Source organism: Streptomyces sp. NPDC085524 (assembly GCF_044541755.1).
In the GTDB taxonomy this organism is placed as follows: domain Bacteria; phylum Actinomycetota; class Actinomycetes; order Streptomycetales; family Streptomycetaceae; genus Streptomyces.
On record NZ_JBITTH010000012.1, the window covers coordinates 189,582 to 213,269 of the forward strand.

Here is a 23,688-nt window from a genome sequence, read left to right on the forward strand (position 1 = left end):
GGAGGAGCGCCGATGCCCGAACACCGTCCCGGCAGCCGGCCCACCCTGGAGGCGGTGGCGATGCACGCCGGGGTGTCCCGGGCGACCGTCTCCCGCGTGGTCAACGGCGGCGACGGGGTCCGCCCGCACCTGGTGGACAAGGTGCGCGCAGCCGTACGGGACCTGGGCTACGTGCCCAACCCCGCGGCCCGCACGCTGGTCACCCGGCGCACCGGCGCCGTGGCCGTGATCATCGCCGAGCCGGAGACCCGGATCTTCTCCGACCCCTTCTTCTCCCGGCAGGTGCGCGGCATCGCGAAGGAACTGACCGCGCAGGACACGCAGCTGGTGCTGCTGCTGGTGGAGGACCGGGGCGACTACGAGCGGATCGAGCGCTACCTGGCGGGCGGGCACGTCGACGGGGCCCTCGCCTTCTCCCTGCACACCGACGACCCGCTGCCCGGGATCACCCGCCGGATCGGCATGCCCACGGTCTACGGCGGCAGGCCCGGCTGGACCGGGGGCTGCGCGGGGGCCGAGGAGGTGTCGTACGTGGACGCGGACAACCGCGGGGGCGCGCGGGAGGCCGTACGGCACCTGGTCGCGCAGGGGCGACGGCGCATCGCGCACATCGCCGGCCCGCTCGACCAGACCTCGGCCGCCGACCGGCTCAGCGGCTACCGGGACGTGCTGCCGGCCGCCGACCCCGCGCTGGTCGCCGAGGGCGACTTCACCGTGGTGGGCGGGGCGCGCGCGATGGCCGGGCTGCTGGACCGCTGCCCGGACGTCGATGCGGTGTTCGCCGCGAACGACCTCATGGCGACGGGCGCGCTGCGGGTGCTGAGGGAGCGCGGCCTGGAGGTTCCGGCGCGGGTGGCGGTGGTCGGCTTCGACGACGCCGAACCGGTGGCGGAGAGCTCCGACCCGCCGCTGACGACGGTGCGTCAGGACATCGAGGGTATGGGGCGCCTGATGGCGCGGATGCTGCTGGAGACGCTGGGCGGGGAGCCCGGGGAGCACGCAGCACCCAGATCGGTGGTCACCGCCACCTCCCTGGTGCGGCGCGCGTCCGCGTAGGGGCTGTCGTCGAACTCCCGTCGTCGCCCGGAGGGCGGACAGACGGGAGTTCGACGACGGGCCCTGGCCCGTGGGGCTCCGGGTCAGCGCTTCGGGCACTGCTTCCAGGAGAAGTGGTACTTGCTGTTGATGCTGCCGTCCGTCGAGTCGAGGGCCATGAAGCTGATCTTCGACGGGTCGGAGGTGCCCACCTCGGCGCGCAGTTCGGTGTTGATGTTGAAGTTGCGCTGTTCCCCGCAGGGCGCGAAGACCAGGGCCTCGATGCCCGTGGTGTCGGTCGCCTGCCAGTTGTCGTCGAGCGCGCCCGCGAACTTGTGGCTGCGCTGGGCGGTCTGGCTCATGCCCTGGAAGTAGTAGCTGGCCTTCTGCGTGCCGACCGCGCCCGGCTGGAGGCTGCCGAAGCCCCGGTAGTCGACCTGGGCCACGGCGTAGGTGAAGCCCTGCGGGACGTGCACGATCAGCGACAGGAGGCAGTTCTTGCGGCCTTCGACGGCGGAGATGCCCCCGCCGGCCTGGGCCACGTACTCGCTGTAGGTGACGGTGAAGGCCGAGTTGTCGGGCGCCACGGCGACGGTGGCGCTGCCCGGCCGGCAGCCCGATCCGTTCACGGTGGCGACGTCCACGGTCACCTTGTCGGAGGGGGCCAGAGTGGCGGGGGACGGGGCGGAGGCCCCGGCCGCAGGGCTGAGCGTGACGAGAGCTGCGGTCACGGCGGCTGCGGTGAATCCGGTACGGAGCGACTTGATCACGTCGACATGGATAGCGCTCCGCGGCGGCCGGGGAGGCTCGGCGCGGTCGAGGAACGGCCCGCTCTCACCTCTATGGCCGCAGGGGGCGACCGCGCGTCACCCCCTGCGGCCCCTAGCGGAAGCAGACCAGCGCCGCGTGCCCGGAGACGTCGAGGTAGTCGAGGAAGTCGCCCGTCACCAGGACCGCGTCGTACGGGGCCAGGACGAGGGCCGGGGCACGCCCCACCTGGACGGTGGCGCCCCCCTCCAGGGCGACCGCCAGCAGGGTCTCGTCCGACACGACGGCGCGTGAGAGCCGGCCGCGCACGACGGCGGTCGCCGCCTCGACGGCGCCCCGGCGGTGCATCACGTTGAGGTTGACGACGGGGCCCGCCAGGAGCCGGCAGTCCGTCGGCTCGTCCCCGGGGAAGTCCTGCGGCGCGAACCGCTCGTCCACGAGGCGCCGTTGGCCCCCGACCATGAGGTCCATCCCCGCGCCTTCGGCGAGGGTGAGGGTGCGGTCGATCCCGGGGAAGGCCGAGAAGGGACCGTCCTCGGCGACCTCGGCGAGGCTCGCCCGCCAGACGAAGTCGTCCATGCCGGCCCCCTCGGGGAAGACGGCGATCTCCCGGGTGACTCCCCCGCCGTTCTTCCAGACGGCGGCGGGCCGGCCGGCCGCCCGCAGGGTCCGGATCCGGGCGCCGCTCCTCACGCCCTCGCCCCGGCCAGCCGCTCGCGCAGCTCGTCGTCGTCGGCGACGAACCAGGTCTGGGTGCCGCGGTTGCACTCGCGGACGAAGTCGCGCAGCGCCGAACTGGCCTCGGTGTGCCGGGAGATGTCGCCCAGGACGATGATCCCCACGCGGTACTGGACGAACTTCTGGATGATCGCGCCGGCAACCCGGGTGTCCAGCCGGAAGAACGATTCGTCGAAGCGCCCGGCGGGGACCACCACCCACTCGGCGCCCTGGTATCCCGCGTTCCCGATGTGGTCCAGGGCCTCGCGCTCACCCGCGATGGGCTCGCCCTCGGCCTCGCACACCAGCACCGGTACGTCGTTGATCGTCCGCAGAGTACTCATGGGAGCCGAGGCTACTTCAGGCGTGCTTCTCCATGGTGGGCCGCAGCCGTTCCAGCAGGGCGTAGAGGGTGGCGCTCTCGTTCTCGTCGAGGGTGTCCAGCGCGCCGTGCGTCGCCTGCATCTCCTCCCGTACGCGCCGGATGATCTCCCGGCCCGCGTCGGTGGCCACCACGTTCTTCACGCGGCGGTCGGTCGGGGCCGGCTCGCGGCGCACCAGCTCGCGGGCCTCCAGGCGGTCGACGATGCCGGTCACGTTCGACGCGTCGCAGACCAGCAGGGCGGCCAGGCCGCGCATCGGCACGGGGCCGTCGAGCTGGGCGAGGACCCGGGCCTGGGTGGAGGTGAGGCCGTAGCGGGCGGCGGCGGCCGCGAAATCGCGCCACTGGGCGGTGCCGATGGCGGCGAGCAGTTCCAGCAGCTGGAGCTTGGCGGGGGCGTGCGGGGCGGCGGTGTCGCTCATGCCTGGAGCGTACTCAGATTGCTTCACATTATCAATTGTTTACTTGACCACCTGAACTATTGAGGTCTACCTTCTGTCGAGTTACTTGAAGACATCAAACATCTGCACCCTGAAGCTCCCGAGAAGGACCTGCCCGCCATGAGCACCCCCTCCACCACTGCCGCCCCGGCCACCGGGCACAGGAACGAGACGGTCATCGTCTTCGCCCTGAGCCTGGCCGCCATGGTCGTCTCGATGATGCAGACCCTGCCGATCCCGATCCTGGGCCTCATCCGCGCCGACCTCGGCGCCTCGACCGCCGGCGTGAGCTGGGTCACCACCGCGACCCTGCTCTCTGCGGCCGTCTTCACCCCGCTGCTGGGCCGCTTCGGCGACCAGCACGGCAAGAAGCCGACCCTGGTGGCGGTGCTCGGCGTGATGGTCGCCGGTTCCGTGATCGCCGCGCTGGCCTCCTCGCTGCCGCTGCTGATCCTGGGCCGGGTGCTCCAGGGCGCCGCCACCGCGATCTTCCCGCTGGCGCTGTCCGTGCTGCGCGAAGAGGTCCGGCCGCAGAAGCTGCCGGGTGCGATGGCTCTGGTCAGCGGCACGCTCGCGTTCGGCAGCGGTCTCGCGCTGGTGGCCACGGGCCTGCTCACCTCCGGCTCCGGCGCCGACTACCGCAACGCCTTCTGGATGGCGAGCGGCTTCGCGGTCCTCGCCCTGCTGGCCGTGGTCTTCCTGGTCCCCGCGACCCGCCACAAGACCGGCGGGCGCACCGACTTCCTCGGCGCCCTGACCCTCGGCATCACGCTGCTGCTGCTCCTGCTGCCGATCTCCCAGGGCCACGACTGGGGCTGGACCTCCGGCCGCACGCTGGGCAGCTTCGCCGGCGCCGCCGTCATGGCCGCCGTCTGGGTGCTGACCGAGCTGAAGGTCCGCGAGCCGCTGGTCGACATGCGGATGTTCATCCACCGCCCGGTGCTGATGGCCAACCTGGCCGGCATCCTCGTCGGCTTCGGCATGTTCGCGAACTTCCTGGGCGTCTCCTACCTCGTCCAGATGCCCGAGGCCCTCACCGGCTACGGCTTCGGCGCCTCGATCCTGCGCGCGTCCGTCGAGTTCCTGCTGCCCGGCGCGATCGTCTCGCTGCTCGCCTCCCCGCTCGGCGGCCAGCTGGTCCGCCACCGCGGTCCGCGCGTGGCGCTGGGCCTGGCCGCCGCGCTCGGCGCCGCCGGGTTCGCCTGGCTGGCGCTCGACCACGACCACACCGCCTCGGTCATCGGCGCCGGTCTCGTCGTGGGCGCGGCCGTGAGCTTCGGCTACGCGGCCATGCCCGCCGTGATCATGTCGAGCGTCCCGCACCACCAGAGCGGCATCGCCAACGGCATCAACTCGATCTCCCGCTCGACGGGCAGCGCCATCGGCAGCGCGATCGTCACCACGATCCTCGCCTCGAAGACCATCGAGCACCTGCCCGCCGGCGTGCCCCCGCTGCCCGCGGAGTCCGGTTTCACCCTCACCTTCGGGATCGGGGCCGTGGCCTTCGCCCTGGTCGCGGTGATCGGCTGGCTGGGCCTGCGCGGCGGCCACGGCACGGTGGCGACCGCGTCGGTCCCGGCGCCCGCCGAGGCCGGGGCCGCGGTCACGGCGAACCCCGGGAAGGCCGAGAAGGCCGAGAAGGCCGACGCGACCGCCTGAGCAGCTCCGTCCGGCCCCCCGCGTGTCGCGCGCGGCGGGTCGGCCGCCCGGCCCCGCATGGTGGGTGCATGAAGGCTACGGAGGTCATCACCGACGGGTTCGGACGCATCCGGGAGCTCGTCCACGAGGTCGTGGACGGGCTCCCGGCGCAGTCGCTGAACGCCCAGGTCGACCCGGCCGCGAACTCGATCACCTGGCTGGTCTGGCACCTGACCCGGATCCAGGACGACCACATCGCGGACGCGGCGGAGCTGGAGCAGGTCTGGCGGTCCCAGGGCTGGCAGGACCGGTTCGCGCTGCCGCTGCCCGCCGGCTCCACCGGGTACGGGCACACCGCCCGCCAGGTCGCCGCGGTCCGGGTCGACTCGCCCGAGCTGCTCCTCGGGTACTACGACGCGGTGCACGAACAGACCCTGCGGTTCGTCCGCGGCCTCGCCGCCGCCGACCTGGAGCGGGTGGTGGACGAGCGCTGGGACCCGCCGGTCACCCTCGGCGTCCGCCTGGTGAGCGTGCTGGGCGACGACTGGCAGCACGCGGGCCAGGCGGCCTTCGTACGGGGCCTGCTGGAGCGCCGCGGCTGAGCCGTGGACGAGAATCCAGCCCCTCCGGCGCTCGAGGCGCGGGGCGCGGGGGGCGGAGCCGCCGGCAGCGGCGCCGTGCCGGATCACCGGACCCCGCCACGCGCGCGAGGGCCGGTAGAAACCGCCCACGAGCACCGGCCCTCCGCGGCGTTACGCGCCGCTCGCGTCGAGCATGCCCTCACGCTCGACGATCTTCACGCGCTCACGGCCCTGCGGCTCGCCCAGCGCCTTCTCGGCGGCGTCCAGCTTGTACCAGCCGTCCCAGGTCGTGTAGCGGACGCTGCGCTCGGCGAGGAAGGCCTCGACGGCCTCCGGTTCCGGCGCGTCCGGCACGGTCAGCCGGCCCGCCGCGTGGTCGGCCAGCAGGTTGGCGACGGTCTCGTTCGCGTCGCCCTTCGTGTGGCCGATCAGGCCGATCGGACCGCGCCGGATCCAGCCGGTCACGTACGTCGACGGCAGGTGGCTGCCGGCCTCCATCACACGGCCGCCCTCGTCCGGGACGGTGCCCGACTCGGCGTCCCAGGGGAGCTTCGGCAGTTCGTCGGAGAGGTAGCCCACGGCGCGATAGACGGACTGGACGTCCCAGTCGGTGAACCGCCCGGTGCCCTTGACGTTGCCCGTGCCGTCGAGCTCGGTGCGCTCGGTGCGCAGGCCCACGACCTTGCCGTCCTCGCCGAGCACCTCGGTCGGCGACTCGAAGAAGTGCAGGAACAGCTTGTGCGGGCGCTCGCCGACGTCGCGGATCGCCCAGTTCTCCAGGGTCTTGGCGACCATGTCGGTCTGCTTGTTCTTGCGGCGCTCGGCGATCGAGCCCTCGTCGTAGTCGATGTCCTCGGGGTTGACGATGACCTCGATGTTCGGCGAGTGGTCCAGCTCGCGCAGCTCCATCGGGCTGAACTTGGCCTGGGCCGGACCGCGGCGGCCGAAGACGTGCACCTCGAGGGCCTTGTTCGCCTTGAGGCCGTCGTAGACGTTCGCCGGGATCTCGGTCGGCAGCAGTTCGTCGGCCGTCTTGGCGAGGATGCGCGCGACGTCGAGGGCGACGTTGCCGACGCCGAGCACGGCGACCTTCTCCGCCTCCAGCGGCCAGGTGCGCGGGACGTCGGGGTGGCCGTCGTACCAGGAGACGAAGTCGGCGGCGCCGTAGGAGCCTTCGAGGCCGACACCGGGGATGGGGAGCGCGCGGTCGGCGGTGGCCCCGGTGGAGAAGATCACGGCGTCGTAGAAGGACCGGAGCTCGTCGAGGCCGATGTCGTTCGGGTAGTCGACGTTCCCGAAGAGCCGGACCTGGGGCTTGTCCAGCACCTGGTGCAGGGCCGTGATGATGCCCTTGATCCGGGGGTGGTCCGGCGCGACCCCGTAGCGGATCAGGCCGAACGGCGCGGGCATCCGCTCGAAGAGGTCGATGGACACGCCCGGTTCGGCAGCGGTCTCGGACTTCAGCAGGGCGTCGGCGGCGTATATGCCGGCGGGGCCGGCACCGACGATTGCTACTCGCAGAGGGCGAGGCATGGCAATGGTTCCCTTCGAGCGACAGCACAGTGGATCATGCTGAACCCTAAACGAAAGGCAGCCTTACCTAGCACCCGGTGCCGGCCTATACCCCCATAAACAAAACTTATGACTTGCCCAAGCATCCCTTTGGGGCGCCCGCTCCCCTCCCGGTCGGGCGGCCCCTCCCTGCCGAACTCGCTGGTCACCCGGGGCACCGGCTGACAGACTGAATTCTTGATCACCCCAGGAGGACAGATGGCAGACGAGACGCAGACCCCGCCGGACGAGACCCCGGCGGAAGCGGCCAAGCGCAAGTTCCGGGAGGCCCTGGACCGCAACGCCGCCAATGCCCGGTCCCAGCAGGCGCACCAGAACCGCGCCAAGGTCCAGGGTGCCAGCAGCGGCGGCGGCGGCAAGAACAAGAAGGTGCGCCGCAAGACCGGCTGAGCCCGGGGCGAGGAGTCCACGCCGGGTGGTCCGGTGTGCCAAATGGGCCACCCGGGTGATGGGGGATAACCCCTGACGCCGTCAGCAGTTGATCAGCCTGTCCCGCCGAGGGCAGCTATCTCATGCGACAGTGCGACAGAAGGATCCCCGAAATGCTCAAGAAGCTCATGGCCACCGCCGCGGTCACCGCCTCCGTCCTGGGTGCCGGTGCCGCCGTAGCCGCCCCGGCGATGGCGATCGGCAACGACAACGGCGTCAACACCGTCAACGGCAACGGCTCCGCGCAGATCTACGGCAACCAGGAGACCCAGGGCGCGATGAGCCCGCAGGCGAGCCTGGTCCAGGGCTCCCTCAACAAGCTCTGCGTCGGCCTGCCGGCCAAGGTCAACGCCCAGTCGATCCTCGCGCTCGTCAACGTGGGCGTCCAGGACATCCCGATCGCGTCCAACCCGCAGAACCAGCAGTGCGCCGAGAACTCCACCCAGGCCAAGGGCGACGAGACGGCCTCGCACATCCTCAGCAACATCCCGGTCCTGTCCGGCAACCTCTCCGCCGGCAGCTGACCTTCCCGGTCCGTCTCCGGTCACGCGCCGGCGTAGCACCCGCTACGCCGGCGCGTTCCTTTTGGTCAGGGCGGTGGCCAGCTGGGCCCGGGAGCGCACGTCGAGCTTCTGGTAGATGCGGGTCAGCCGGGCCTCCACCGTCTTGACGCTGACGAACAGCTTCGCCGCGGCCTCCTGGTTGCTGGCCCCCTGGCTGACGAGCAGCGCGAGCCGGGCCTCCGCCTCGGTGAGGGCCAGGGCCGCCGATTCCGTACGGACGCCCTCCCCCACGGCCGGTTCCCTCGCGAGCTCCGCCCACGGAGTGGCCCCGGCCCGGCCGAACACCTCCGCCGCCGCCATGAGCGCGGCGCGGGCGGGTGCGCGCCGTCGGCGCCGCCGCTCGACCCGGGCGAGGGCCAGGAGCGTACGGCCTCGCTCCAGCGGCAGTCCGAGGGCCTCGAACCGCTGCGCGGTGGTCTCCAGCAGGTGGACGGCCGCATCGGGCTCCCCCTGCGCGGACAGGCACAGACCGCGCGCCCGGTCGAGGGCGGCGACGACCCCGCCCCGGCCGAGGCCGACGGCGACGGTGCGGACGCGGTCGGTCAGCCGGGCGGCCTCGGCCGGTGCGTCGGCGGCGACCAGCGCCTCGGCGAGCTCCCCGTGCCAGCGCAGGATCGAGGGGTCGGCCACCTTCTGTGCGGCTTCGAGCTCCTCGACCCGGCGCAGGGTGGCGACGGCCTTCGCCGCCTCCCCCGTGGCCAGTTCGACGAGGCCGAGCGCATGGAGGCTGCGGGAGAGGAAGACCTGGTCCCGCTCCTCGTGCGAGGCCTGGATGCCGCGGCGGGCGTATCCGGCGGCCCGCGCGAAACTGCCGCCCGCGGCCTCCGCCATCGCCGCGAGGTACCAGGCGGGGCCGGGCGAGAGGCCCGCCTCTATGGTCAGCTCCAGGGCCTGGCGGGCACGCGTGGAGGCGGCCTCGCAGCGGCCGCCGCGCAGTTCGACCTCGGTGAGGCTGCGCAGCACCTCGAAGACGTCCTCGGCGGAGCCCGTGCGCTGGACCGCCGGGAGCAGGACCATCAGCTGGCGGCGGGCGTCGTCGAGGCTGTCGTCGAAGAGGGCGTGCCGCACGGCCAGGTACTGGGGTGCGTTGCGCATGCCGAGCGGGACTTCGGGGGCGGGCAGCGCGAGCGCCTCGGCGAGGATCGCCTCGGCGCCCGGGTCACCGAGGATGCGGCCCATGCGGGCCCGCACCGTGAGGGCCATGGCCTCGGCCACCTGGTCGCCGCCGAGCGCGGCGAGGGCCCCGGCCCGGGCCGCGGCGTCGCGGGCGCGGACGGGGTCGCCGTCGCTGAGGTTGTGCTTCCAGGCCATGCGCAGCTGGACCGCGGCCTGGAGCGAGGGGTCCCCGGCGGCGTCGGCCATGGCGCACGCGAAGGTCTCGTCGAGGGTGCCCAGGGCCTGCCCGGCGGCGTCGATGACGGCGAGCCTGGAGCGGACCCGGTCGGCGGGCGAGGCGTCGCGGGCGAGCACCGCCCGGGTGGCGCGGCGGGCGAGGTCGGCCCGGCCGGCCCAGCCCGCGTCCTCGGCGGCGGTGACGAGCCGGGCGAGTTCCTCACCGGCCAGGCAGGACGGGGTGCGTTCGGCGGCGAGCAGGCCCAGTTCGGCCGCGAGGGCCCGCCGGCCGAGGCGGCGGCAGACGTCCGCGGCCTCGGTGATCTCGGCGGCGAGCCACTGGTCGGGGGCGTCCACGGCGAGCGCCCGGTGACGTACGGCCTGGACCGGGTCGTCCACGGCGTCGGCCAAGGCCGCGTGCCCGGCGGCGCGTTCGGGCCAGCCCGCGTCGGCCGCGAGCGCGGTGGGCAGGGCGCCGGCGGTGAACTCCACGCTGCCGTCCTCCCCGACCCGCACCAGTGCGGCCCGTTCCGCCGCGGCCAGCTCCGCCTCCGCGTCGGGGCGTCCGGCCCGGCGCAGCAGCGCGGTGGTGGGGCGGGCGGCGAGCGCGGCGAGGAGCAGGGTGCGGCGGGCCTCCGCGGGGACTCCGGCGAGCAGCCTGCGCGCCACCTCGCGGGCCTGTCCGGAGACGGGCAGGGCGTCGGCGTGGTGCGCGCCGCCGTCGCGGGCACCGGCGGCTTCGGCGAAGGAGTGGCCGAGGGCGAGGGCGAGGCGCGGATTGCCGCCGCTGGCCTGGTGGATGCGGCCGGCGAGGCGGGCGGGCAGGCCGTGGCGGACCAGGAGTTCGGCCACCTCGTCGGCGCCGAGCGGCGGGATCCGGATCGCGGGGGTGCCGGGGCCGCAGAGGGGTTCGCCGACGGAGGCGGCGTCCTGAGGCCGTTCGGCGACGAGGACCCGTACGCGGGGCGGCGTGAGGCGCAGGGCGAAGCGGAGCAGGTCGGTGCTCTCGGCGTCCATCCACTGGGCGTTGTCCAGGACGAGCAGGACCGGGTGGCGGGCGGCGAGCGTCCGCAGCACCTCGACGACGGCGAGGCGCAGGGCGACGTGGTCGCGGCCGACGCGCGGGGCTTCCGCCTCGCGGCACAGCAGGGCGATGGCGGTGCGCTGCGGCCCGGCGAGCTGCTCGAGGCCGGCCCCGGGCACGGAGGCGAGCAGAGCCGCGGCGGAGGCCTCGGGTATCCGCTGGTCGGCGGCCTCGGGGGCAAGGCGCAGCACCGTCTCGCGGCGCGCCTCGGCCGCGGCCGCGACGGCGCGGACCAGCTCCGTCTTGCCCGCGCCGGCGGGTCCGGTGACGAGCGCCCGGCCGTGCGTGGTCAGCGCGCGGTCGACCGCCTTGATGAGTTCAACATGTCCGACACTTGCGTCAGGGTGCCCCGCCGCCACCACGCACAGCCACCAGCCTCTCGGTCCCCAGCTCCTGTGCCCTTCCTGTGAGACGCGACAATACGAGGTCACAGGGCGGGCGGGCCCCGATTGTGACGCAGAAATCAGCCGACCGACAGGAAAACCCGTCGGACCTGCCGATACGAGGTGTATCAGCAGGTCCGCGGGCTCGGTTGGTCCGTACTATCGCCCCGTCAGGCCGAGTTGGGGGGCTCGGCGCGGAGGGCGGGTCCGGGCTCGGTCAGAAGCCGAGGTTCCAGGAGTCGATCCTGCCGGTGTCGCCGCCGGCGTTGTCGTTGACCCGGAGCTTCCAGGTGCCGTTGGCGACCTCGGAGGAGGCGTCGACGGTGAAGACCTGGTTGATGTTGTCGGTGCTGCCGCCGGCCCGGTTGTGCAGGGTGTAGACGGTGCCGTCGGGGGCGACCAGGTCGACCTTGAGGTCACCGATGTAGGTGTGGACGATGTTCACGCCCACCTTGAGGGCGGCCGGGGCGTTGCCGGTGACACCGGTGACGGTGATCGGGCTCTCCACGGTGCTGTTGTCGGCGATCGAGTAGTCCGTGGTGTTCTCGAAGCCCGTGGTGGGCGGGATCGAGGTCACCGCGGCGACCGTCGCGGCCGCGTCGGCGAGGCCGGCGCCGCAGCCGCCGGTGCAGGTGCCGGCCAGCGGGCGGGCGTGGTCCTTGATGGCGGTCTCGATCTGCGCCGGGGTGAGCGCCGGGTTCGCCGACTTCAGCAGGGCGGCCAGGCCCGCGATGTGCGGGGCGGCCATGCTGGTGCCCTGGTAGGGCTTGTAGATCTCGGCGCCCGGGGTGGTGGTGCCGGCGTTCAGCGTCGAGAGGATGCCGTTCTCGGGGGTGGTGACGGTGCCGGGCGTGTCGGTGGCGCGGCGGGTCTCACCGCCCGGGGCGGCGACGTCGATGATGGCGCCGTAGTTGGAGTAGAACGAGCGGTCGCCGGTCCGGTTGGTGGAGGCGACGTTGATCACGTTGTTGCAGCTGGCCGGGGAGAAGCCCGCGGCGTCCGCGTTGCTGTTGCCGGCGGCGACGACGACGGTCGTACCGCGGGCGACGGCCGCGTTGATGGCGTTCTGGTAGGTGGAGCTGCAGGCGCCGGAGCCGCCGAGGCTCATGTTGATGACCTTGGCCGGGGTGGCGTTGGCCGGGACGCCCGCCACGCTGCCGCCGGAGGCCCAGGTGATGGCGTCGACGATGTCCGAGGTGGCACCGCCGCACTTGCCGAGCACGCGGACGGGCTGGATCTTCGCGCCGTACGCGATGCCCGCGACGCCCTTGGAGTTGTTCGTGGCGGCCGCGATGGTGCCCGCGACGTGGGTGCCGTGCCAGGAGGAGTCGCTGGCCTTCGAGCCGGTGCCGCACTCGCCGGCCGCGCTCCAGTCGCCCTGGTCGGCCGGGTTGTTGTCGCGGCCGTTGCCGTCACGGGCGGCGGTGGAGCTGGTGATGAAGTCGTAGCCCGCGACGATGTTGGGGGCGACGTCCGAGTGGGCCACGTAGCCGGTGTCGATCACGGCGACGGTGACGCCGGAGCCCGTGGTCGTGTCCCAGGCGGCGGGAACGTTCATGCCGGCGGTGGGCTCGAAGAGGTCCCACTGCTTCGCGTACTCGGTGTCGTTCGGGTTGACGGCCAGCGGGTAGGCCCGGGAGTCCACCTCGACGTAGGCGACGTCCGGGTCGGCGCGGAACTGGGCCATCACGTCGGCCGCGTCCTTGGGAGCGACGGAACCGCCGAGGTTGACGAGGGCGGCACCGGTGCCGAGGCGGCGGTCGAACTTCGCCTTCTTGCCGGCCTTCTTCCCCTTGGCCGTGGCGTCGGCGGCGGCCGCCGTGTTGGAGCTGGCCTCGGAGGCCGAAGTCTTGTATCCGACGATGAGGTTCTCCACCGGCGCGGTGCCGGCCGCAGCGGCGGCGGGGGCCCCGGCGGGGGTCTCGACGGCCACGGAAGCGGTGGCGCTGCCGGCGAGCAGGGTGACGGAGATGGCCGCCACGGATATGAGCCTGCGACGTCTGGATGCGTGCACGGTGTTCCCTTTCACGGGCCGTTTCCGGGCAGGCCGGAGCGGCCGGTCGGTGCAGTGTGGGAGGTGAACCGGCGGCTGCGGGGCCGGGAGCGAGCTGGTCGAACTCGCCCCGGCCGCCACCGCGCGCCACGTCGCTCCGGCCTCGACGGCGGGGCAGGGCAACGGCGGTACCGGCGGTCCGCCGGGCGGCTCGGATTCACGCCATGTGGGGTTGGCGTGGGGTCCGGCCGGCCCGGGGGAAGATCGCCGATGGGCAGACAGTAGGCAACGGGCTGATGAACTGGATACGGGGAAAACCCTTGTCGGGCCCCCGGAGATCCCCTCGCGGGATATTAGGCGCAGCCTCCCGGGGGAGGTTCGGCGGGGTGTGCACCGGGTTCGGCCGTGTGGGCCCGGTGCGGCGATTTCACTGGGGACGGGCCAGTTTGCGGAAGTACGTCCAGCTGGTCTCGTTCGGCTCGGTCCACTTCTCCGGGGCCCGGGCGAATTGCGGGTGGTGGGCCGCGATGTAGGCGCGGGTGCGTTCGGGCACCTCGTCGTAGGAGGCGAGTTTGCGGCCCCGGCAGTGGAAGGCGAGGCCGCCCTGCCGCGGGCCCTGTTCCATCCAGGGCAGCCACGGGGACATCCGCGTCCACGACAGGGTGGCGGGCACGCTCGGCGCGTCGGTGGTCGTCACGCTCGCCGGGGCGAAGTACTGGAAGAGCTCCAGCGCCCGGTAGGTGTCGTCCCCGGAGTTCAGCGGGAACTCGGCGACCGGCAGCGGCGAGGGATAGGCGAGCGGGATCTCCAGGCTGAAGCAGACCTGGTCGCCGAGCTCGGTCATGGGGACGGGGAACGGCCGCAGCCGCAGGTTCGCCGGATCGTTCCAGACGTGGATGACCGGTTTGCCCTCCCAGGTCTCCATGATCTCCCTGGTCACCGGGTCCAGGTAGAACGCGGCTTCCCGGTTCAGCAGTTGCCAGCCCCCGGTCTCCTCGTCGGGCAGGAGGCGGGCGACGCTGACCCCTTCGAAGCCGAAGAGCCGCCGGTACGGCTCCCCCGGGCCCCACGAGTGGACGTCGCCGGACCACCAGAGGGTGACCTCGGAGCCGTCGAGCGACGCGCGGGTGCGGGCGAGGGCGTTCACGAGCTCGGCAGGTGTCATGGGACGTACTGTGCGCATCCGCCGGGCCACCGGACAAGAACGCTTCAGGCCCGGAGCCCGTCGTGGCGGGGCTGACGGGAATGCGACGGCAGGCCCCGGCGGGCCGGACCGGCATGCGGACGGCCGGTTGACGGCGGTGGCCCCACCAGCGACGGTGACCGCCATGGGGAACGAACGCCGACTGCTCGCTCTCGTCATCTGCCTGGTGCTGGGTGGCGGCCTGCTCGCCGCCGTGCTGGGCGCCTCGCGGGCGTCCGCCCCGCAGCCGGGGCACGGTTCCGCCGGACCGGCACCCGCCGACTACGTGGACATCGGGGACGTCTCCCCCTCCCCCGGTCCCGGTCCGGCCCCCGGGCCCGACGGGTCGGCCGGCTCGGTGACGGTGGAGTGCGGGCGCAACGGGGAGGGCCACTACAACGAGGACAACCTGGTGGTCTCCCCCGGGCTGCGGGCCGGCGCCCACCACACGCACGCGTACGTCGGGAACCTCTCCGCGGACGCGATGTCCACCGACGCCTCCCTGGACGCGGCCGCCACGAGCTGCAGGGGCGGCGACCGGTCCACGTACTACTGGCCCGTCCTGCGCCGCACCGACCGGCCGGGCACCCGCCCGTTCGAGACCTCGGCGGGCCACGGCAACGCGGGCGCGGTCCTGCCGGAGGCCTCGGTGCGGGTGGAGTTCCGCGGGAACCCGGTGAGCAAGGTGGTGCCGATGCCCCGGTTCCTGCGCGGGATGACGGGGGACGCCGCCGCGTTCACGGCGGGTGCGGGCGCCGACGTCCGGGCCCGGTGGGGCTGTTCCGGCTCCCCCGACCGCTCCACCACCCGCTACCCGCGCTGCCCGGCCGGCGACCTCGTCACCCGCACCCTCGCCTTCCCGAGCTGCTGGAACGGGCTGGACACGGCGGGCGCCGGCGCCGGACACCGCTCGCACCTGCTGTTCCCGGGGGCGGGCGGCATCTGCCCGCAGGGCACCTTCCCCGTCCCCGAACTCCGCCTCACCCTCGCCTACGAGGTCCCCGCGGGCGCGCCGATCGCCCTCGACTCCTTCCCGGAGCAGCGGCACAGCCCCAGGACGGACCACGCCATGTTCGTGAACGCGATGACCGACGGCCAGATGGCCGGGGTCGTCGACTGCCTCAACACGGGCCGCGACTGCCGCACCTGAGTGACGCACGTCACCTGAACCGTCTCCGCGCGGGCGGCGTGTTCCGACCGCACGACCATGCGAGGAAGACGGAGAGGGTGAGATGGCCGGACCACTGTGGCCCCGCACTCGGCGGGGCTCGACCGACGAGGCACTGATCAAGTCGGTGTACGAGGAGCACGGTCACGCCCTGCTCGCGTACGCCACGAGGCTGACCGGGGACCGGGCCGCCGCCGAGGACGTGGTCCAGGAGACCCTCATCCGGGCCTGGCGGCACTCCGAAGTCCTGGTCAACGGGAAGGGTTCGGTGCGCGGCTGGCTGCTCACCGTGGCCCGCAACATCATCACCGACCGCTACCGGGCCAAGGCCGCCCGGCCGCCGGAGGTCTCCGGGGCCGCGGCCGCTCCCCCGGTGGAGGCGGACCACGCCGAGTCCGTGGTGGACACCATGACGGTCCTCGGCGCCCTCGACCGGCTGTCCCCGGAGCACCGGGACGTGCTGACGGTGCTGTACTACCGGCAGCTGAGCGTCGCGGAGGCCGCGGACAGCCTCGGCATCCCGGCCGGTACGGTCAAATCGCGTGCGCACTACGCGCTCAAGGCCCTGCGCGAGCTCTTCGTCGACGCCGGCGCGAGGGAAGGCAGTTTCAGAGACGGCAAACGATCGGGCAGGCCGCCCCAGCAGCCCGCCGGACTGCGTGAGGTGGTGGCATGAACGGGCAGCGGCACGAGGAGGAACTCCTCGGCCCGTACGTCCTCGGCGTGCTGGACGACGAGGACGTCCGCCGGATCGAGGAGCACGTGAGCGGATGCGTGGGGTGCCGTGAGGAGGTGGCCGCATTGAGGGAGATGGAGGCGGCGCTGGGCGAGGTGCCCGGGGAGGCGTTCCTCGACGGGCCCCCGCAGGGCGGCGACCTGCTGCTCCAGCGCACGCTGCGGCAGGTGCGCGGCGAACTGGAGGGCAGGCGGCGCCGGCGCACCGGGCTCGTGGCAGTGGCCGCGGCGGCCTCGCTGGCCGCGGTGTTCTGGGCCGGTACGCAGCTCGGCTCCGGCAACGAGGGGGCCGTGGCGGTACCTCCGCTGCCCTCCCCGACGGTGTCGACGGCCCCTTCGGCTCCCGTCCCCGGGACCAAGGTGGTCTCCGCGACCGATCCGGGCACCGGGGCGCGCATCACCGTGAAGATGACACCCGCGATGAAGTGGGTGCGGCTGAACGCGGCGGTCACGGGAGTCCCGCCGGGCGAGCGGTGCCGGCTGGTCGTGGTCGCCAAGGACGGCACGCGCACCACCGCAGGCGGCTGGGTCGTGGGCAGCGCTTCGAGCGGCGAGGGCAAGGGCGCGTCGCTGGACGGCTCGGCGGCCGTGGACCCCGCGGACGTCCAGCAGATCCTGGTCGAGAACGAGGCGGGCCGCGCGTTCGTGTCCGTACGGGTCTGACTGCGGACGTGACGGAGCCCGGGAGCATATCCAGCTCCCGGGCTCCTGTGTGCCACCCAATTGCGCACACCGGCACGTTTAAGAGTCGCGGATCATTCTTAGATCGACGTGTTCTGCCTTTGAACTACCGCGCCACGAGAGAGGCGCAGAGGGGACTTGAACCCCCATCCATCGATGATCGTCCACGCTCGGTCGATCCGGTGTTCGGCGGCGAATACTGAGACTGGAGCGAGAATCTGAGATTTACGGGGCCGCCTCTGCCAGGCTTGGGCCACCCCGGCACGTGTGCCGGGGGAGGGATTCGAACCCCCAACTGACACCCCACGTTCAGCTTCGACATTCAGTTTCAGCTTGCGCTCTCGCGCACCCCCCGCACACGGGCGGGGGGCGTTCACGGGGCTACCTGAACAGGTAGCCGAACACCGCGTCGCCGACCCGCTGGTCGGTGACCTCGGTGCTGTTGGCCTCCTCGCGGGCGTACTTCACGGCCTGCTGGAGCTTTTCCACCCGGTCGAGGAGCTCGTTGACACGACGGGCGGGGAGGGCGCCGGAGAACTTCACGGTCGTCCAGTAGCCGACCGGCACGTCCTCGTAGTACACCTCGACCTGCGCCGGGTGCTTCTCGGTGGCCTCGGCCTTGACGTGGTTGCGCGGCACCTTCTTGGTGCGGACGGTGCGCACCGGGTCCGTCTTCCAGGAGTCCGTGGACGGGTCCAGGTTCCAGGATTCGGAGGCGTCGAGCACCGGCAGCTTGCGTACGAAGGTGTGCAGATCTGTGAGCTGCTTCTCCAGGAAGAGCAGGTACGGGACGGGCACCTGCGGCAGCAGGACGTTCCCGTCCACGACCACGTCGGCGGCCGCGCTGCGGTTCGCCCAGTCCTTGGTCGCCGTGACGTCGAACAGCCGCGTCAGCGTTCCCGCCGTGGCGCGCAGCACGTCCTCCGCCTTGATCTGCACCCGGGTGGACTCGGGCGGGAGCTGCTCGCCCTCCTCGTCCTTGGGCTGGTACGTCCGCGAGATGCCGGCCAGCAGGGCGGGCTTCTGCACGTCGTGATGGGCCTGGGTGAGCTCCGAGAGGGACTTGGACTTGACGCCCTTTTCGACTGCGATGATCTGATTCAGCTTCGGCACGCGATCAACGTAGCAGCGGCTTGTCCGATGATTCACCCGGATTTCCGCCCCGCTCCCCGGACGGCGCGGCGGACCGGCGGCGTGACAGCCGGGCAGGCCCGGACCGATCATCACATTGCGGTTCATGACATCCTGTGGCGTCACAACTCGCCGGACGGGATCGGCGGACGTCCGGGGAATATGGGGAAGGTCCATGAGGCTCTGCTTCCTGGTGGAGGAGCACTACCGCCATGACGGCATGCCGAACGAGGTGATCCGGCAACTGACCGCATGGGGCCACCGGGTCGACGTGGTGCGGCCGGGCGGTTCGTTGCTGCGCATGAGCGAGGCGGTCGACGCGGGTGCGCACGACGCCTGGGTGCTCAAGACGGTCTCCGGCGGCCCCGGGCTGACCCTCCTCGAAGCGGCCGCCGCGGCCGGGACGACCACGGTCAACGACGCCCGCTCGATCCGGGGCGTACGGGACAAGGCGCTGGCCGCCGCCATCGGGCGCGGCAAGGGGCTCCCGCTTCCGGTCACCTATGCGGTGGCCCTCCCCGAACTGCTGCGGGAGATACCGGAGGCGGAGTACCCGCTGGTCGTCAAGCCCGCCGACGGCAGCTCCGGGCGGGCCGTGCACCTGGTGTCCTCGCCGGAGCAGCTGGAGGCGATGCTCCCCCTGCTCGCGGGCGAGGGCATGCTCATCGCCCAGCCGTACGTACCCAACCGCGGTACGGACATCAAGGTGTACGGCGTCGGCGGCGAGCTGTTCGCCACCGAACGCTGTTCCCCGCTGCACCCGGACCCCTCGGTGCGGGAGCGGCGCGTGCCGCTGTCCGCGGAGGTGGCGGCGATCGCCGCGCGGGTGGGCGAGGTGTACGGGCTCGACCTGTTCGGCGTGGACGTGCTGCTGGGCCCGGACGGTCCGGTGGTCGTCGACGTGAACGACTTCCCGAGCTTCCGCCAGGTGCCGGACGCGGCCGCACGGGTGGCCGCGGCGGTGCTGGAACTGGCACGGACGGGCCCGGCCCACGCCCCTGCCCTGCCGTACACCCTGCCCGTGTCGATTCCGGTACAGGCGGCTCCGGCGCAGGCGGCGCCGGAAGGGATCTCCGCCCGGGCGGGGGAGAACGCGTGAGGATCGGCCTGATCACCCCGGATCCCGGGCATCCGCTGCTCGCGGCCGCCACCGCCCTGCTGGCACCCGGGCACACCGTCGAGGTGCTCGACCCGGGCGGCCCGCACGGGGCTCCCGGCCGGCCGGCCGACGTCTACCTGCTGAAGTCGCGCACCGAACGGGCCCTGGAGCTCGCCCGGGAGCTGGAGGGCAGGGGCTCGGCCGTCGTCAACTCCGCGGCGGCCACCGCGCTGTGCCAGGACCGGACCCTCATGGCGGAACTCGCCCGGGGGGCCGGCCTGCCCTTCGCCACCACCCGCACCCACGGCTCCCTCTCGGCGTGGGCGTCCGCCGCCGAGCTCCCCTCCCCCGTGGTGGTCAAGAGCCGCCGCAGCCGCCGGGGCGACCTCGTCGCCCGGGCGGACGACGGCGCGCAGCTGCGGCAGTTGGCGCAGGAGTGGCCGAACGAGCCGGTCGTGGTCCAGGAGTTCGCCCCCAACAACGGCTGGGACCACAAGCTCTGGGCCATCGGGGACCAGGTCTTCTGCGCGCTGCGCCGCTCCGAGCTCTCCCCCGGGGGCCGGGGCCCGACCCGGTCGCTGCCCCTGGACGAACTGCCCGCCGGATGGGCCGGTCTGGTGCGGGAGACCGGCACGGTGTTCGGCCTGGAGGTGTACGGCGTGGACATCATCGACGTCGGGGACGGGAGGCCGCTGATCGTGGACGTCAACGCCTTCCCCGGCATCCGGGGCCAGGCCGGCGCCCCCGAGGCCCTGGCGGCGCTCGCCCTGCGCCATGCGACCGGACGGACCCGCGCCACCCGGTAGGCGGGGGTGTCGCGGGCCGCGGCCGGCCCCGGGATGGCCGAGGATCGGGGCATGGGCGTCGTCCTGCCGGTCCTCTGCGCACTGTTCGCGGCGTTCTCCAACGCGCTCGCCACCGTGCTCCAGCGGCGGGCCGCCCTCACCGTGCCGCAGAGCGAGGGCTTCCGTTTCGGCCTGATCCTGGACCTGCTGCGGCGCCCGCTGTGGATCGGCGGGATCCTCGCGGTCATCGCGGCCGGGGTGGGCCAGGCCGTGGCACTGGGCACCGGCGCGCTGGCGCTCGTACAGCCCCTGTTCGTACTGGAACTGCCGCTGGCCCTGCTGATAGCCTCGCTGTTCACACGCCGACGGCTGCCTGGAGCCCTGTGGCTGGCGGTCGCGATCCTGGTCGTCGGGCTCGGGATCGCGATGGCGGCCGCGTCGCCCGAGGGGAACCGTACGCACGTCCCCTTCGACCGCTGGGTCCTGGCCCTGGCCGCCTGCGCGGTGGCCGTCACCGCACTGGCCCTGGCCGGGCTGCGGCGCCCGCCGGGCCGGGCACGGGCCGGCTGCCTGGGCGCGGCCACGGCCGTCTGCTACGCGCTCACGGCGGCCCTGATGAAGTCCTCCGTGCACCTCCTCGACGAGGGCGGGATCGTCGCGTTCCTGACCGCCTGGGAGACGTACGCCTTCGGCGCGACCGGCATCTGCGCCCTGCTGCTGCTCGAACACGCCATGCAGGGCGGCCCGCTGGTCGCCTCCCAGCCCGCGCTGACCCTCGGCGACGCGAGCGTCAGCGTCGCGCTGGGCGTGCTGCTGTACGAGGAGCACCTGCGCTCGCAGTGGTGGCTGCTCCCCCAACTCCTGGGTGTGGCCCTCATCTGCGCGGGAGTCCTGGCCGTGGCCCGCGCGGGCGAGGGCGCGCCCTGACGCCCCGGCGGCGTGTGGCCGGGATTGACACCGCGGGTTGGGCGGCACCGTCGCAGGAGCTGCGTTCGGGTCGTACATGGCCATCGGGATGATCGCCCGTGGGTGACGATCTGGTTCATTCCGCCGGCGTTCTTCGCGTGTGTCATCGCGGCCCTGTTCACGGCGTGGATGCCGGCGCGGCGGATCCCCGGCATCTGGACGGGGCCCTACGGAACGCGTGCGCCTGGCGTGGCCCGCGTGACACCCCCCCGCAGGACGCGGAGCCCCGCACCGCGAGGGCCGAGTGTGCGGCGGGGCGGCGCCGCAATGCCCCGCGCCGCCGGGGCCGGGTGTGCGGTGGGGCGCCCCCGCAGGGCGTCGAACGCAACCACCGCTCTCCCTCTGCGACCCCTGGAAACGTTCGACGGCCGAGGAGGTGCCCCGCCGCGGGCCCGGCCCCGGCGGCCCCCCTCGCGTGCGGGCCGCCCCGGGGTGCCGCTGCGCGGAGCCGCTCCCCGCCCCGCCCTTCGGGCTCCGCCCGGACCCCGCGCCTCAAACGCCGGCGAGGCTGAAAGACCCGGGCTCCGCCCCGGACCCGCCGGGGACTCCGCCCCCGGACCCCCGGTCCTCACACGCCGGACGGGCTGGAGGGTGCCGGCAGGCCGGAGGGCGCGGGCGGGCCCGCGGGTACGCGGCCGGCCCCCCGCGCTGGAGGCTACGCCGGGGGCACCGCCTCGCCGCCGGCGCGGGCACGCAGTTCCGCGCGGCGGAGTTTGCCCGTGCCGGTGCGTGGGAGTTCCGGCACGAACTCGACGGCCCGAGGGTACTTGTACGGCGCGATGGCCCTCTTGACGTGGGCCTGGAGCTCGCGGACCGTCGCCCCGCCGGCCGGGACCCCGGCGCGCAGGACCACGTACGCCGTGACGCGCATGCCGCGCCGCTCGTCCGGCGCGCCGACGACACCGCACTCCGCCACGTGCGGATGGGTGGCCAGGGCCCTCTCCACCTCGGGGCCCGCGATGTTGTGGCCCGAGGAGACGATCATGTCGTCGCTGCGGGCCACGTACCAGAAGTAGCCGTGCTCGTCGCGGACACAGGTGTCGCCGGTGATGTTCCAGCCGTTCCGGACGTACGCGGCCTGGCGGGGGTCCGCCAGGTACCGGCAGCCGGTGGGGCCGGTCACGGCGAGGAGGCCGGGCCGGCCGTCGGGGACGGGGTCTCCCCGCTCGTCGACGACGGCGGCGCGGTACCCGGGGACGGGTCGGCCGATCGACCCGGGCCGGATGTCCTCGTCCGCGGCAGCGAGGAACACGTGCAGCATCTCGGTGGAACCGATCCCGTCGATGATGCGCAGCCCGGTGGCCGCGTGGAATTCCTCCCACACCGCCGCCGGCAGCGCCTCCCCCGCCGACACGCAGCGCCGCAGGCCCGCCAGCCGTCCCACCACCCCCGCCGCCATGATCGCCCGATAGGCGGTCGGCGCGGTGAACAGCACGGTGACGCCGTGCTCCTCCACCAGCCCGGCCAGCCCCTCCGGAGAGGCCTGCTCGACCAGCAGGGTCGACGCACCCACGGAGAGCGGGAAGACCACCAGCCCGCCGAGCCCGAAGGTGAAGGCGAGCGGCGGGGTGCCGGTGAACACGTCGTCCGGGCGGGGCCGCAGGACGTACCGGGAGAAGGTGTCTGCGGTGGCCAGCACGTCCCGGTGGAAGTGCAGGGTCGCTTTGGGGCGACCGCTCGTACCGGAGGTGAACGCGATCAGCGCCACGTCGTCCGCGGCCGTGGCCACGGTGGCGAAGCGGCCGTCCTTGGCCGCGCACCGGGCGGTCAGATCGGCCGGCCCGGAGGCCCCGTAGGTGAGGACGGGCAGGTCCGGCGCGGTACCGGCGCGGCCCGTCGCGTCCAGTTCCTCCGTGTAGCGGTGGTCGCACACGGCGAGGGCGGGCCGGCTGATGTCGGCCACCTCGGAGAGCTCCGCCGCGCGCAGCAGCGGCATGGTGGTGACGGCGACGCAGCCGGCCTTGAGGACCCCGCACCACGCGGCCACGAGCCAGGGGTTGTTGGGCCCGCGCAGCAGCACCCGGTTGCCGGGCCGCAGGCCGAAGTCCTCGGTGAGGACCTGGGCGACCTGACCGGCGCGCAGCAGCAGTTCGCCGTAGGTCCAGCGGTCGTCCGGGGTGAGGAGGCAGGGACGGTCGGGACCCAGGCGGGCGACGGAGTCGTCCAGCAGCCGGTGGGCGCAGTTGAGGCGGTCGGGGTAGTCCAACTCGGGCAGGTCGAAATGGAATTCGGGCCGGAGGGAAGGGGGCGGCAGCCGGTCCCGGCAGAAGGAGTCGGCGTGCGCGGAGGAGGACGGCTCCATGGGGCACCTCGACGGGCGAGCGATGGGGGGAGCATCGGACGACACGAACTGATCGAAGGACCCGGGAACCGCGGCCACCGCCACGCACAGGACGAGCGACGAGCACGACCCCGAGCCGGCACCCGCTCAGCCCACCGGTATGCGCACCGGTATGCGCACCCGGACCGACTTCCCGGACGCATCGGCGGTGACGGTGAGCCCGCCCCCCAGCTCGGCGGTCAGCAGCTGCACCAGCAGCAGCCCGCGCCCGTCCTCGGACTCCGGGTCGGCCTCCGCCCGGGGGGACGGCAGCCGCGGCAGCACGGCCCCCTGGTCGGCGACCTCCAGGCGGAACCAGCCCCCGCCGCAGCTCAGGGCGATCCGCATGCGGCCGGCACCCGAGTGCCGGACCACGTTGCCGACGAGCTCGCTCACCGCCAGCAGCAGGGCGTCGGCCGTGTGGACGGGGACCCGCCAGCCGTCGAGGAGCGTGCGCACCCGGGCCCTGACCTGCGGAACGTGGGCGGCGACGGGGTCCGCGACCCAGTGGACGAAGCTGCGGACCGCCTGCGGCGCGGGGACCGCGCAGGTGCCGGTGGAGATGTGCATGACGTGCTCCCGGGGTGGGAAGGCGCCGCAGCCGCCGGGGTGGCTCGTGTAACTGATCTCGAAGCCCGATCACGTCAGGGCTTGTCGCCAGCGGAAATGCGTCGCTAGAGTCCTTGATTACACGTGTAACACA

Annotated in this window: 22 protein-coding genes; 11 read left to right on the forward strand and 11 right to left on the reverse strand. The window is 73.3% G+C overall.

The annotated features are described in order from the left end of the window. The first annotated feature begins 12 nt into the window (after positions 1–12). A complete protein-coding gene (locus ACIGFK_RS20640; RefSeq protein WP_400053035.1) occupies positions 13–1,056 on the forward strand; it encodes a LacI family DNA-binding transcriptional regulator in 1,044 nt (347 codons plus the stop codon). An 83-nt stretch (positions 1,057–1,139) separates the two neighbouring features. Here the strand turns inward: ACIGFK_RS20640 and ACIGFK_RS20645 are convergent, their stop codons facing one another. The 4 genes from ACIGFK_RS20645 to ACIGFK_RS20660 all read right to left on the reverse strand — a co-directional run bounded on the left by ACIGFK_RS20645 (position 1,140) and on the right by ACIGFK_RS20660 (position 3,324). After that, complete coding sequence (locus tag ACIGFK_RS20645) at positions 1,140–1,805, reverse strand: DUF4360 domain-containing protein (protein WP_376660074.1); 666 nt, start codon at positions 1,803–1,805, stop codon at positions 1,140–1,142. Between the two features lie 112 nt (positions 1,806–1,917). Then, a complete protein-coding gene (locus ACIGFK_RS20650; RefSeq protein ID WP_376660073.1) occupies positions 1,918–2,496 on the reverse strand; it encodes a HutD family protein in 579 nt (192 codons plus the stop codon). Then, positions 2,493–2,864 carry a DUF4180 domain-containing protein gene (locus ACIGFK_RS20655; RefSeq protein ID WP_376660072.1) on the reverse strand — a complete coding sequence of 124 codons (372 nt, stop codon included), beginning with the start codon at positions 2,862–2,864 and terminating at the stop codon, positions 2,493–2,495. The genes ACIGFK_RS20650 and ACIGFK_RS20655 overlap by 4 nt, the downstream gene beginning before the upstream one ends. A gap of 16 nt (positions 2,865–2,880) precedes the next feature. After that, a complete protein-coding gene (locus ACIGFK_RS20660) occupies positions 2,881–3,324 on the reverse strand; it encodes a MarR family winged helix-turn-helix transcriptional regulator (RefSeq protein WP_376660071.1) in 444 nt (147 codons plus the stop codon). Between the two features lie 138 nt (positions 3,325–3,462). Between ACIGFK_RS20660 and ACIGFK_RS20665 the strand changes: the two genes are divergently transcribed. Then, entirely contained in the window at positions 3,463–5,001 is a 1,539-nt protein-coding gene (locus ACIGFK_RS20665) for an MFS transporter (RefSeq protein WP_386468081.1), read from the forward strand. 68 nt (positions 5,002–5,069) lie between these two features. Beyond that, entirely contained in the window at positions 5,070–5,582 is a 513-nt protein-coding gene (locus tag ACIGFK_RS20670; protein WP_376660069.1) for a DUF664 domain-containing protein, read from the forward strand. Positions 5,583–5,732: 150 nt separating this feature from the next. On the opposite strand, the gene ACIGFK_RS20675 is transcribed toward ACIGFK_RS20670, so the two are convergent. After that, positions 5,733–7,094, reverse strand: coding sequence for an FAD-dependent oxidoreductase (locus ACIGFK_RS20675; protein WP_386468079.1), 1,362 nt, complete (start codon positions 7,092–7,094; stop codon positions 5,733–5,735). 237 nt (positions 7,095–7,331) lie between these two features. Here ACIGFK_RS20675 and ACIGFK_RS20680 point away from each other — a divergent pair, with 237 nt between their 5' ends. After that, positions 7,332–7,523, forward strand: coding sequence for a DUF5302 domain-containing protein (locus tag ACIGFK_RS20680; RefSeq protein WP_376660067.1), 192 nt, complete (start codon positions 7,332–7,334; stop codon positions 7,521–7,523). A 152-nt stretch (positions 7,524–7,675) separates the two neighbouring features. Next, positions 7,676–8,086 (forward strand): rodlin, encoded by a 411-nt coding sequence (locus ACIGFK_RS20685; RefSeq protein WP_376660066.1) that lies wholly within the window; start codon positions 7,676–7,678, stop codon positions 8,084–8,086. Positions 8,087–8,128: 42 nt separating this feature from the next. Here ACIGFK_RS20685 and ACIGFK_RS20690 read toward each other — a convergent pair whose 3' ends face one another. The 3 genes from ACIGFK_RS20690 to ACIGFK_RS20700 all read right to left on the reverse strand — a co-directional run bounded on the left by ACIGFK_RS20690 (position 8,129) and on the right by ACIGFK_RS20700 (position 14,082). Next, a complete protein-coding gene (locus tag ACIGFK_RS20690) occupies positions 8,129–10,903 on the reverse strand; it encodes an AAA family ATPase (RefSeq protein ID WP_386468077.1) in 2,775 nt (924 codons plus the stop codon). Between the two features lie 238 nt (positions 10,904–11,141). Then, positions 11,142–12,905, reverse strand: coding sequence for a S8 family serine peptidase (locus ACIGFK_RS20695; protein ID WP_376660064.1), 1,764 nt, complete (start codon positions 12,903–12,905; stop codon positions 11,142–11,144). Positions 12,906–13,344: 439 nt separating this feature from the next. Then, a complete protein-coding gene (locus tag ACIGFK_RS20700; RefSeq protein ID WP_376660063.1) occupies positions 13,345–14,082 on the reverse strand; it encodes a DUF1838 family protein in 738 nt (245 codons plus the stop codon). 163 nt (positions 14,083–14,245) lie between these two features. Here ACIGFK_RS20700 and ACIGFK_RS20705 point away from each other — a divergent pair, with 163 nt between their 5' ends. The 3 genes from ACIGFK_RS20705 to ACIGFK_RS20715 all read left to right on the forward strand — a co-directional run bounded on the left by ACIGFK_RS20705 (position 14,246) and on the right by ACIGFK_RS20715 (position 16,666). Further along, the gene (locus ACIGFK_RS20705; RefSeq protein WP_400053041.1) at positions 14,246–15,250 is read left to right on the forward strand and encodes a DUF1996 domain-containing protein; all 1,005 of its coding nucleotides are present in this window, start codon (positions 14,246–14,248) and stop codon (positions 15,248–15,250) included. A gap of 82 nt (positions 15,251–15,332) precedes the next feature. Further along, positions 15,333–15,944 carry a sigma-70 family RNA polymerase sigma factor gene (locus tag ACIGFK_RS20710; protein ID WP_376660061.1) on the forward strand — a complete coding sequence of 204 codons (612 nt, stop codon included), beginning with the start codon at positions 15,333–15,335 and terminating at the stop codon, positions 15,942–15,944. Beyond that, positions 15,941–16,666, forward strand: a complete 726-nt coding sequence (locus ACIGFK_RS20715) for an anti-sigma factor family protein (RefSeq protein WP_376660060.1) — start codon at positions 15,941–15,943, stop codon at positions 16,664–16,666. Before ACIGFK_RS20710 ends, ACIGFK_RS20715 begins: the two co-directional genes overlap by 4 nt. A gap of 399 nt (positions 16,667–17,065) precedes the next feature. Here the strand turns inward: ACIGFK_RS20715 and ACIGFK_RS20720 are convergent, their stop codons facing one another. After that, positions 17,066–17,797 (reverse strand): hypothetical protein, encoded by a 732-nt coding sequence (locus ACIGFK_RS20720; RefSeq protein WP_376660059.1) that lies wholly within the window; start codon positions 17,795–17,797, stop codon positions 17,066–17,068. Positions 17,798–17,990: 193 nt separating this feature from the next. On the opposite strand from ACIGFK_RS20720, the gene ACIGFK_RS20725 reads away from it, so the two are divergent. Genes ACIGFK_RS20725 through ACIGFK_RS20735 form a run of 3 tightly spaced genes read left to right on the forward strand, consistent with a single transcriptional unit; the run spans position 17,991 to position 20,626 of the window. Further along, positions 17,991–18,914: a RimK family alpha-L-glutamate ligase gene (locus tag ACIGFK_RS20725; protein ID WP_400053044.1), complete on the forward strand. Its 924-nt coding sequence runs from the start codon at positions 17,991–17,993 to the stop codon at positions 18,912–18,914. Beyond that, on the forward strand, positions 18,911–19,720 hold the full coding sequence (locus ACIGFK_RS20730) for a RimK family alpha-L-glutamate ligase (RefSeq protein WP_386468066.1): 810 nt from the start codon (positions 18,911–18,913) through the stop codon (positions 19,718–19,720). Before ACIGFK_RS20725 ends, ACIGFK_RS20730 begins: the two co-directional genes overlap by 4 nt. Positions 19,721–19,771: 51 nt before the next feature. Beyond that, positions 19,772–20,626: a DMT family transporter gene (locus ACIGFK_RS20735; protein WP_386468064.1), complete on the forward strand. Its 855-nt coding sequence runs from the start codon at positions 19,772–19,774 to the stop codon at positions 20,624–20,626. A gap of 694 nt (positions 20,627–21,320) precedes the next feature. Here the strand turns inward: ACIGFK_RS20735 and ACIGFK_RS20740 are convergent. After that, positions 21,321–22,967, reverse strand: a complete 1,647-nt coding sequence (locus ACIGFK_RS20740; protein ID WP_400053047.1) for an AMP-binding protein — start codon at positions 22,965–22,967, stop codon at positions 21,321–21,323. 126 nt (positions 22,968–23,093) lie between these two features. Next, complete coding sequence (locus ACIGFK_RS20745) at positions 23,094–23,555, reverse strand: ATP-binding protein (RefSeq protein WP_376662373.1); 462 nt, start codon at positions 23,553–23,555, stop codon at positions 23,094–23,096. Positions 23,556–23,688: the final 133 nt, after the last annotated feature.